The sequence below is a fragment of the Marinobacter lutaoensis genome (genome assembly GCF_001981305.1).
GTDB lineage: Bacteria > Pseudomonadota > Gammaproteobacteria > Pseudomonadales > Oleiphilaceae > Marinobacter > Marinobacter lutaoensis.
In genome coordinates this window covers 1-8,426 of the sequence record NZ_MSCW01000014.1, presented here as the reverse complement: position 1 = coordinate 8,426, position 8,426 = coordinate 1, and the positions used below count along the sequence as shown (strand labels likewise).

Sequence of the window (8,426 nt, the reverse complement as noted above, 5' to 3'; positions counted from 1 at the left end):
CACACACGGGTCAGGGCAGCGGTCAGAGTGGTCTTACCATGGTCTACGTGACCAATGGTGCCCACGTTTACGTGCGGTTTACTACGCTCAAATTTTTCTTTGGACATTTGACCAATCCCCTAATCAACCTGGATCGAAACGTTGACCGGATAAAAAAGTGGAGCTCATGACCGGATTTGAACCGGTGACCTCATCCTTACCAAGGATGTGCTCTACCGACTGAGCTACATGAGCATTAAAACCAAATTGGAGCGGGCAGCGGGAATCGAACCCGCGTCATCAGCTTGGAAGGCTGAGGTAATAGCCACTATACGATGCCCGCGAGCAATTAGTGGTGGAGGGGGCAGGATTCGAACCTGCGAAGGCGATGCCGTCAGATTTACAGTCTGATCCCTTTGGCCACTCGGGAACCCCTCCCGTACAAACTCGCTTCCCGCGAATCTGCCAAAACCTTTAATTGGAGCTGGCGGACGGAATCGAACCCCCGACCTGCTGATTACAAGTCAGCTGCTCTACCAACTGAGCTACGCCAGCTCACATTCGCCTCGTCAGCGAGGGCGGTATACTACGGATTTTTTCCGGCCCTTGCAACACCTTTGCAGGGGTTGATTTCGATGAAATCGAAATCCGCTCCGAATTCCGTTTGGGCCGCCCGCACCAGCGTATCGGCGCGTTTCCGCTCAGCCTCAAAATTGAGGGCGTAGCTTATCTGATTTCGATCATATTTGACTAGTACCGCATTGAGATTCTGACGTTTTTTTTCTTCAAGCACGGATATTGCGGCATCCCGAGACTCAAACAGTCCCAGAGAAATGGCATTGCGGTACTCCCCCTGGGTGACGAGGTAGGAATCGATCCCTTGACGCTGAATGTCCCGGAACTGACGAAGCGCCTCCTCACGGGGCTGCGGCGGGATCAACACCCAGTTCAGCGGCGGCAGGACCCGCTCCGATGCAACAATGGTCGACGTCGGCTCGGACAGCGCCGGCAACCGCTCAAGCAGCGCCTGGGCACGCTCCCGGGATTCGAACCACCCCAAGGAGACGCACAGGATTTCCGGGCGGTCCGGTGGCGATTCGTCCGGGCGTTCCTCCGTGGCCACCGCCGGTGTGTCCATGGGCTTCAGGCTGGCGACACGGGGCAGCCCCCCCGACACCGGCGCCACTGACCGCTCCGGCGGGCTCAGATAGCCGGCCCCCAGCCAGGTCAGGAGATTGGCCAGGAGCAATAGGAACGCCAGCCACCTCACGCGCCCTGCTCCTCAGCATCGATGGCCGCCAAACCGTCAAAGACCAGATCGGCGCAGTGTCGTGCCCGCAACCCCAGGGCCAGCCAGCGAGGCGCGTCGCCGCCCGTGACAATCACGTCCGTCAGCCCCAGGCTTTCGGCATCCCGCTGGATACGCTCCACCAGCCCGGCTAGCAGCCAGGCAAGCCCATGGTTCACACACTCGGAGGTGCTCTTGCCCGGCGTGTCGTCCAGTACCTCGCCGGGCTTAAATACCACCCGCGCCACATCCCGCCGAAGGCTCCGAAGCATCATCCCCTGCCCCGGCAGAATGAAGCCACCCAGGTGCTGCCCGCCGGCATCCACATAATCCAGGGTCACCGCGCTGCCCGCATCCACCACCACAAAACCGGACCGGTGGCGCAGCCAGGCACCGTACATACCGTGCCAGCGATCGGCGCCCATACGGCGGGGATCCTCGTAGGCATTGCGCAGCCCGCCCCGCCCAGCTTCAGCCCAGTAGCACCGGGGCTCCACGGAGAAGCGCCGTTCCAGATGACGCAGCAACGGCGCCAACACCTCATCGGCCGTCACGGCGGATATGGCAATAGCTTTGACCGGCGCCGCCGGCGGAAAGTCCGTCAGCGGATCGGCTCCCGCCAATTCACCGAGGCCCCGCGCAACGACGGAACCTTGGCGCCGCAATTGCCACTTCAGCCGACTGTTGCCCACATCGATGAGCAGTTTCATGACACCACCCTGAGACTGATCTCGCCGGACCGGACCGGCACCAGGCCATCATCGGTTCGCAGCAAGTAGTTGCCAGCGTCATCAATTCCGGCCCCCACGCCTTCCAGCTGCCCCTGACGGGCCCGCAATGATTTGCCGAAATGAATGTCCCGGGCCTGCCAGGCCGGCCGGAAGGCATGAAATCCCTGCCGGGCAAACACCGACGTGCACGCCTGCACCGCCTGGATGAGCGCGGCTGCCAGCTGGTTGCGGCCCCAGGACCGGTCGGGGAAGGCCGCCGCCAGGCTGGTCCAGGGCTGGTCCACCAGCTCCGCCCGAGTCATGTGGACATTGACCCCGATGCCGACGATCACCTGCACGATCCCTTCCTGGAGTTCGCCCTGGAGTTCCACCAGAATGCCACCGAGCTTGCGCTCCCCGATGAAGATGTCGTTGGGCCATTTCAGACCGACATTCGTCGCGCCCAACTGTTCCAGGGTATCCGCCACGGCCACCCCCAGAACCAGGCTCAGGCCGTCCAGCAGGGCGAAACCCCCGTGAAAGGTCAGCCCCAGGCTGAGGTACAGGTTCTCACCCTTGGGACTCTGCCAAGCGTGCCCCCGCCGCCCACGGCCCGCGGTCTGGCAATCGGCCAGGCACACCGGCATGGCGCTGCCGGCGTCAGGCCAGCGGCGCAACACTTCGGCGTTGGTCGAATCGACCTCGTCCAGAACGGTGAGGTGGACGGCGGACCTCAGCTCCGGCGCAAGGTCCGCCAGAACCGCCTCTTTCTCGAGCAGGTCCACCGAACTCAGCAAACGGTACCCTCGGCCTCGGATGGTTTCGATGACATAGCCTTCATCCTGGGCCTTGCGAACCTGTTTCCACACCGCCGTCCGGCTGACGCCAAGCTGCTGTGCCAGGGACTCCCCGGAGTGGATATGACGGTCACTGAGCAGGGAAATGAGTGCCTGGATTCTCATGGGATATCCGTCCGACCTGAAGGTTTGAATCAGGCCGGATTAAACACCACCCACCGAGAAAACACAAAAGGGGGAACACCGGGGTCAGGGCATCGGCGTAGCGGTCAAATTGGCCCTGAGATCGACATTCTGCAGCCGGACACCGTACACCGCCGTCTGACGGCCTCCCGTGGGATGGATCAGATCCACGGATCGAACCGACAACTCCTTGAATCGGGTACGCGCCTGTACCGCAAACCCCAACGGCCGGTTCGCCGCCTGCTCCACCGAAGGGTTAGACACGTAGCGGTACCCCTGGGGTGCGCTCGGATCCATGATTTTCTCGTCGCCCCGGTTGCCCTGGACCCCCAGGGAATCCGGACCGTTCTGCTTTTTCACCACTCGGGTCTGGTAGACGTCGACACCAAGCTCCGTGCGGATGCCGTAGTCGTTGCTCTCGGCACCGGCACCATCCAGATCGCCACCGTCGGAGGTGTGAATATCATCGAGTACCAGGCGCATACCGGACCCATTGACCGCGTTCCCCTGGCTGTCCCGGGCACGGTGTGCTTCCCAGGTCAGCGCGTTGCGGCGCCCGTCAGCGGCCGCGGGTACCAGCAACTGCTTGAGCCGGACGGTAATCCCCTGCTCACCGCGGGCCTCCCAACGGCCACCGGATGTCTCACAGCTCGCCCCGGAACTTCCCTGGCCACCGATACACACATCACCGGCGCCGCCTGGAACGACGGTCATGACGCTGCCTTGTTCATACCGTTCCAGCACAAACCGTCCAAAACTTGCCCCAGAGTCCTTGTCACCCAGCCGTAGATTACCCACATCCAAGGTACTCCAAGCTTCGCCCTGCACCAGCGCCAACCCTTCATCGGTGACATCCAGCGTCATTTCCCGAACATGGCCTTCGTACTCCAGGTCTGCGATCCACAGGCCTTTCTGTGGAACCTCGCCCGCCCCTTCGTCATAGGGCGCCACTATGAGCGCGGCCCGGCCGTTGCCAACACGGAGGTCTGAATTGAGACGTATCCCTTCGCCACTGGCGCCGCCGGGGCCGAGCGTCACCTGCCCGTCCAGCTCAAATTCGTAAGCTGGATACACACCCAGGGCAAGCAAAAGTTCCGTTCCGCCCTGCAGAGGTGCGTTCTCGTCACCAACCCGCAGTCCGTTGATACGGTACCCGGCCTTGACGCCCTCGAAGCCGATCCGCAAGCCATCGTAAAAGCGAGTGCCGTTACGTTCCCCCGACCGGGTGACATTTACTGTGATATCCCCCTGCCCCCAGGACTGCAGGCCGCTGAACACCACTCGATGACCATCGTCCGTGTAGCTCAGATCCGCCGATGGCAGGCTCCACTCTGTCGCCAGACGAAGGCCCTGGGGGCCGGCATCCGGATGACCACCGCCCTGAAGATAAACTGCATTGCGATACTGTCTGCCGGCGAATATATGATCCTGAAACAGGAATCGGAAGTTGACTGCCCCCAGGCTTTGCCCCTGGTCACCCAGCGCCAATGCGCCGATCGAAAGCGCCCCGTCCACGCCCGTAGCCGTCAGTGCAAGAGCCGGGCGGCCTTGCCCATCCACGTCCACATCCAGACGCAGGTCATTCACCCGGAAATCGCCACTGATATCCTTGAACGCCAGCGGGTGGCCATCGTCAAGGTAGATAAAACCGGCTGTGTTCAAGCGGGCTTCATGGTCCAGCCGCACCCCCTCGCCACGGCGGCCACCGGCCTGGATCAGCGTGATGGTAGAGAGCTCGTAGTCTCCTTCCAAGCCCCCATAGCTGGGCAGCCAGTCGCCGCTACCGAGATCGCGACTGCGTCCGTGGTTCAGGGGGTTGTCACTGTAGCGAATCGCTCCCACGCGCCATTGCCCCCGGACATGCGGGGCCTCCAACCGAAGGGCGGTGCCGACCAAGTCCAGGGTCATGCCCAAGGCTTCCACGTCCATCCAGACGTCATCCAGAAACACCTCATTACCATTGGTGCGATAGCCGAGCCGGCCACCGGTCATGGTATAGGCGCTATCGAAGCTGTAACCGGCACCGCCGGTCACCCCTCCGGCTCGCAGACGGAAGGAGCCCTGCAGGGAATGATCAAAAAACACCCCGCCCATACCAACCCCCGGGGCACCCGCCAAGCGGACATCTCCGAATTCAATCCGGCGATCCGTCACCAGGTAGTCGAGATTCAACGCAGCGCCGTGGTCAATGTTCACCCGAACTTGATGATAGGCCCCGCGATCATCCTGCTCGGAGCTGCCAAGGTGTAAACCTTCCAGCTGAATGGCCTGGCCATCGTCCAGGTAACTCAGCCGGTCCAGCCCAAGCTGGAGCTCGGTTTCCAGAGTGAAGCCGCCCTGCCCGCGCACGTCAGCCAGTGCCTCATCATCCAGATGCTGCAAATCAGCCAGCACCGGCGTCGTGCCGGATACCATAACCAGGAAAAGCCAAGGGCCGTGTCTCAACCTATCCTCTCCTAAGGTGCCCCGGAGGGAAATATGAGCAGATTGCCCCGCATCAGGACTTCACCCTGCATATCCACCGTAAAGATGTCCGTCTGCCGAAAGCCGGGGTCGGTTGGCCGCGCGGTACTGCTTGCCGCCATCCGGAACCGGACATCGCTGAACCGAATGGTGTCCGGTAGCCCCAACTCGAGTACCTCGCCGTTGAACGGTTCCCCATCTCCACCGAAACCGGAATCGATCGAGCGAACCCTGAGCGTCAGCCCTTCGAAGGCAAAGTTACCCTGGATTTCATCAAGCACCATCCAGCCGCCGTTTTCCCTCAGCCGATAAGCCACACGTGCGCCACACGTTTTCTGGCGGTCGTCACAGCGCCCGAAGTAGCTGTTCTCGATGGGCCCGCCCAGCGCGTTGATGCTGATGTCGCCGCTCAAGTAGATCCCGCCCTGTCCGGACACCCGGGCCATCGCATCATCACCCAGTTCGGCCAGTTCCGCATGGACAGGCGACTGATGCAGGAAACCCGCCGTCAGGCACACGCTCAGCAGGAGGCCACGGGCGCTCATTGCCCCAAGTCCTTGGTACGGATGCTCAGGTGCTGGACCAGCATGCCCTGGATCCGGGCGGAACCGAAATCACGGTCACCCACGCTGAAATTACCAATCGCCAGCTGACTCCGGTAATCGGGGCGGGTGTAGTAGCGCTCGTAAAAGTCCCAGGCCTCTGCCTGACTGCTGCCCCTCAGCCCATCCGCGCCAATGTCACCCGGCTCGGGCTGTTGGATGGCCGCAACCTCCAGAACAAAATGGCCGCCGCCGTCGACATCGAAAAACACCGGCTGCAGGGGGTTGCCAATGGCTAGCTCAAGTTGGAAGTCGGCCATTCGGATACGGGAACCACAGGATGAACCGTCCTGGGCGCAGGCGGTGATTGAGAGCTCCGGCGTATAGAAATTCAGCCGAATCTGCCCGGCCATTTGCCGGCGATCGCCATCACCCCACAAGCGCAGATAGCTTCCATCCACCACCGCGCTTTGGGCATGCAGGTTGATGTTGGCCGATCGGTCATCCCCCACCGCCACGTTCATCTGCAGGCCCATGTCCGCCCGCTCACCCGCGTGGCCGGCGGTAGCCGGGCGACTGGAGCAGGTGCCACTCCCCATCTGCGCCGGGGCACCTAGGCAATCAAACCCTTCGGCCATCGGCACTTTGACTGGGGCGGCAAGCTGCAATATGGCCTTGCCGGCCAAGCCAAGACGGTTGCCGTCCACCACATCGATTTCCCAGGGATACAGCAAGCGTCCCAGATTCACCGGATTCAGATTTTCCCCATAGTTGCTACCGGTGCCGGAGAGATAGAGGTGGTTTACCGTGACATCCACGGCCCGGCCATCGCTACTCCGAATCCCCGAGAGGCGGAAGATTCGGGCCTGGTTGCCCTGTGTATCGGGTTCGTCCGTACCATGGGAAAAGGTGAAATTTTCCAGCACCAGGCCAATCCCCGTGCCGTCGATCCGAGACAGTTCCCGATCACTCAGATCGCGCAGTTCGGCACGGACGGGCAGGGCCGACAAGAGCAGAAGCAGCGGCATCAGAAGTTTTTGTCGGTTGCTCAGATGCACCTTCATCTCCTAGAACAGCCCCTTGCCGCGATCGATGTATTCTGTACGATAGCGCTGGGTCCCATACAGCGCCTCGCTCAAGTTCACTTCGGTGGCACCGTTGGGAATGTTGAAAAAGGCCCCCGCTGTGGCGCGGATAAAGTCCTCGGGATTCGGATCGGTGTTCCCAACGTCCTTGAGCCAGTCCAGGTCCCGGGTCTGAAACGAAATAAAAGCACCATCCACCGGGCCGGTTATCTGGCGCTCGCCCTCCACGACCTCCACCTGCCCAACCGGGAAACTGTTATAGATGTCCAGGTCGAAGCAAGAATCAATTCCCAGAACCAGGCAGTCTTCGGCATAGACATAAATGTCACCGCCGGGGCAGCTGAAAAAGGAACACCCGGGCACTTCGATTTCCGAGCTGGAGCCCCAACCGATCAAGTTCTTGACCGACCAACGGGTGAAACCGCTGGCACCTTCTAGAACGAACTTTTCACCATCCGGTACGCCGATGTACTCGGCCCGAATGGGGTCCAGTGAACCGATGTTGGGATCACCGTCCGCGCCATAGACGAGTTGAGCCTTGGTTTGTAAGGGGCTTCCCCCTTCCAGCAGAGGCGTCAGCAGGACGATGAGCTGATCGAAGATGTTTCCGCTGGAGCTGGCTTCGGCCAGACCTTCGCCGCGGTCGATGATGTCGACGTTGACATTGCCGGTCAGAGTTTCGATCTTGCCTGACAGAATGCCCATGGATTCACCAAACCCCAGTCGAAAACCGACGATTTCCTCGGTGACTTGGTCGTAGGCAAACTCAAAGAAGGGGTTGTCGATACGAAAGGGAACAATCTCCCCTTCCCCATAGGCGCTGCCGTCCGGCTTACGCATGCGGGGAGCTTCGGGGTTGTTGGCATAGTACGCGTTGTTCTGAATGTAGCCGAGAGCGAAGTCCTCAATCAGAACATCGGAGCTGCCCGTTTTTTCACCCGCCCGTTCATAGCGCCCCATCTCGAGAACATCGATGTTGGTCTGGATGTCGATATTCATCCCGAGATTGACCCGGGTGTAGGCGGTGGCATTGCCGGGGTCGGGATGATACTGGCGGTCGATGGACACGAACGCCTGGCCGGTCACTTCCGACATCTGAACATCGGAAATGGGGGTCAGCTCAGCTCGGCATCCAGCACTAAACAGGAGCAGGAGCAGGAGCAACGGGGGAAGTCTGTTTGTACCCATAGTCACGTTCCAGTGCTGCCGACTTATCACTTCGACGGCACGCCCGATGAATGACTGATGAGTGTCTCTGAGGCCTGGCTTTTGCCAGTGCGTTTTTTTGGGAAACTTTAGCGGTGTTTTGACGGGCCGACTGTGCGGAACGTCATGAAATGAACAAACTGCAGCCAATAAAAAACCCCAGCATCGAGGAT

8 protein-coding genes and 4 tRNA genes are annotated in these 8,426 nt (G+C 60.9%); all 12 read right to left on the bottom strand.

Annotation, left to right across the window (positions count from 1 at the left end; genetic code table 11):
* Positions 1 to 107, bottom strand: a 107-nt coding sequence (locus BTO32_RS17240; RefSeq protein WP_217697040.1) for a GTP-binding protein, incomplete at its 3' end; no start/stop codon positions are given.
* 51 nt (positions 108 to 158) lie between these two features.
* A tRNA-Thr gene (locus tag BTO32_RS17235) sits at positions 159 to 234 on the bottom strand.
* Between the two features lie 13 nt (positions 235 to 247).
* Positions 248 to 322: transfer RNA gene (locus BTO32_RS17230), tRNA-Gly, on the bottom strand.
* Between the two features lie 10 nt (positions 323 to 332).
* Positions 333 to 417 (bottom strand) — tRNA-Tyr (locus BTO32_RS17225).
* Between the two features lie 41 nt (positions 418 to 458).
* A tRNA-Thr gene (locus tag BTO32_RS17220) sits at positions 459 to 534 on the bottom strand.
* Positions 535 to 565: 31 nt separating this feature from the next.
* Positions 566 to 1,249: a hypothetical protein gene (locus tag BTO32_RS17215; protein WP_076725904.1), complete on the bottom strand. Its 684-nt coding sequence runs from the start codon at positions 1,247 to 1,249 to the stop codon at positions 566 to 568.
* The gene (locus tag BTO32_RS17210) at positions 1,246 to 1,977 is read right to left on the bottom strand and encodes a type III pantothenate kinase (protein WP_076725903.1); all 732 of its coding nucleotides are present in this window, start codon (positions 1,975 to 1,977) and stop codon (positions 1,246 to 1,248) included. Before BTO32_RS17210 ends, BTO32_RS17215 begins: the two co-directional genes overlap by 4 nt.
* A complete protein-coding gene (locus BTO32_RS17205; protein ID WP_076725902.1) occupies positions 1,974 to 2,939 on the bottom strand; it encodes a biotin--[acetyl-CoA-carboxylase] ligase in 966 nt (321 codons plus the stop codon). The genes BTO32_RS17210 and BTO32_RS17205 overlap by 4 nt, the downstream gene beginning before the upstream one ends.
* An 84-nt stretch (positions 2,940 to 3,023) precedes the next feature.
* On the bottom strand, positions 3,024 to 5,402 hold the full coding sequence (locus tag BTO32_RS17200; RefSeq protein WP_245820381.1) for a DUF6160 family protein: 2,379 nt from the start codon (positions 5,400 to 5,402) through the stop codon (positions 3,024 to 3,026).
* A gap of 11 nt (positions 5,403 to 5,413) precedes the next feature.
* On the bottom strand, positions 5,414 to 5,965 hold the full coding sequence (locus tag BTO32_RS17195; protein ID WP_245820380.1) for a hypothetical protein: 552 nt from the start codon (positions 5,963 to 5,965) through the stop codon (positions 5,414 to 5,416).
* Positions 5,962 to 7,020 (bottom strand): hypothetical protein, encoded by a 1,059-nt coding sequence (locus tag BTO32_RS17190; protein ID WP_245820379.1) that lies wholly within the window; start codon positions 7,018 to 7,020, stop codon positions 5,962 to 5,964. The genes BTO32_RS17195 and BTO32_RS17190 overlap by 4 nt, the downstream gene beginning before the upstream one ends.
* A gap of 9 nt (positions 7,021 to 7,029) precedes the next feature.
* Positions 7,030 to 8,235: a hypothetical protein gene (locus tag BTO32_RS17185; protein ID WP_076725899.1), complete on the bottom strand. Its 1,206-nt coding sequence runs from the start codon at positions 8,233 to 8,235 to the stop codon at positions 7,030 to 7,032.
* Between the last annotated feature and the right edge of the window lie 191 nt (positions 8,236 to 8,426).

Coding starts and splice junctions, on each gene's coding strand:
- BTO32_RS17185 (WP_076725899.1), bottom strand. CDS start 8,235: ATGGGTACAAACAGACTTCCCCCGTTGCTCCTGCTCCTGCTCCTGTTT.
- BTO32_RS17205 (WP_076725902.1), bottom strand. CDS start 2,939: ATGAGAATCCAGGCACTCATTTCCCTGCTCAGTGACCGTCATATCCAC.
- BTO32_RS17210 (WP_076725903.1), bottom strand. CDS start 1,977: ATGAAACTGCTCATCGATGTGGGCAACAGTCGGCTGAAGTGGCAATTG.
- BTO32_RS17195 (WP_245820380.1), bottom strand. CDS start 5,965: ATGAGCGCCCGTGGCCTCCTGCTGAGCGTGTGCCTGACGGCGGGTTTC.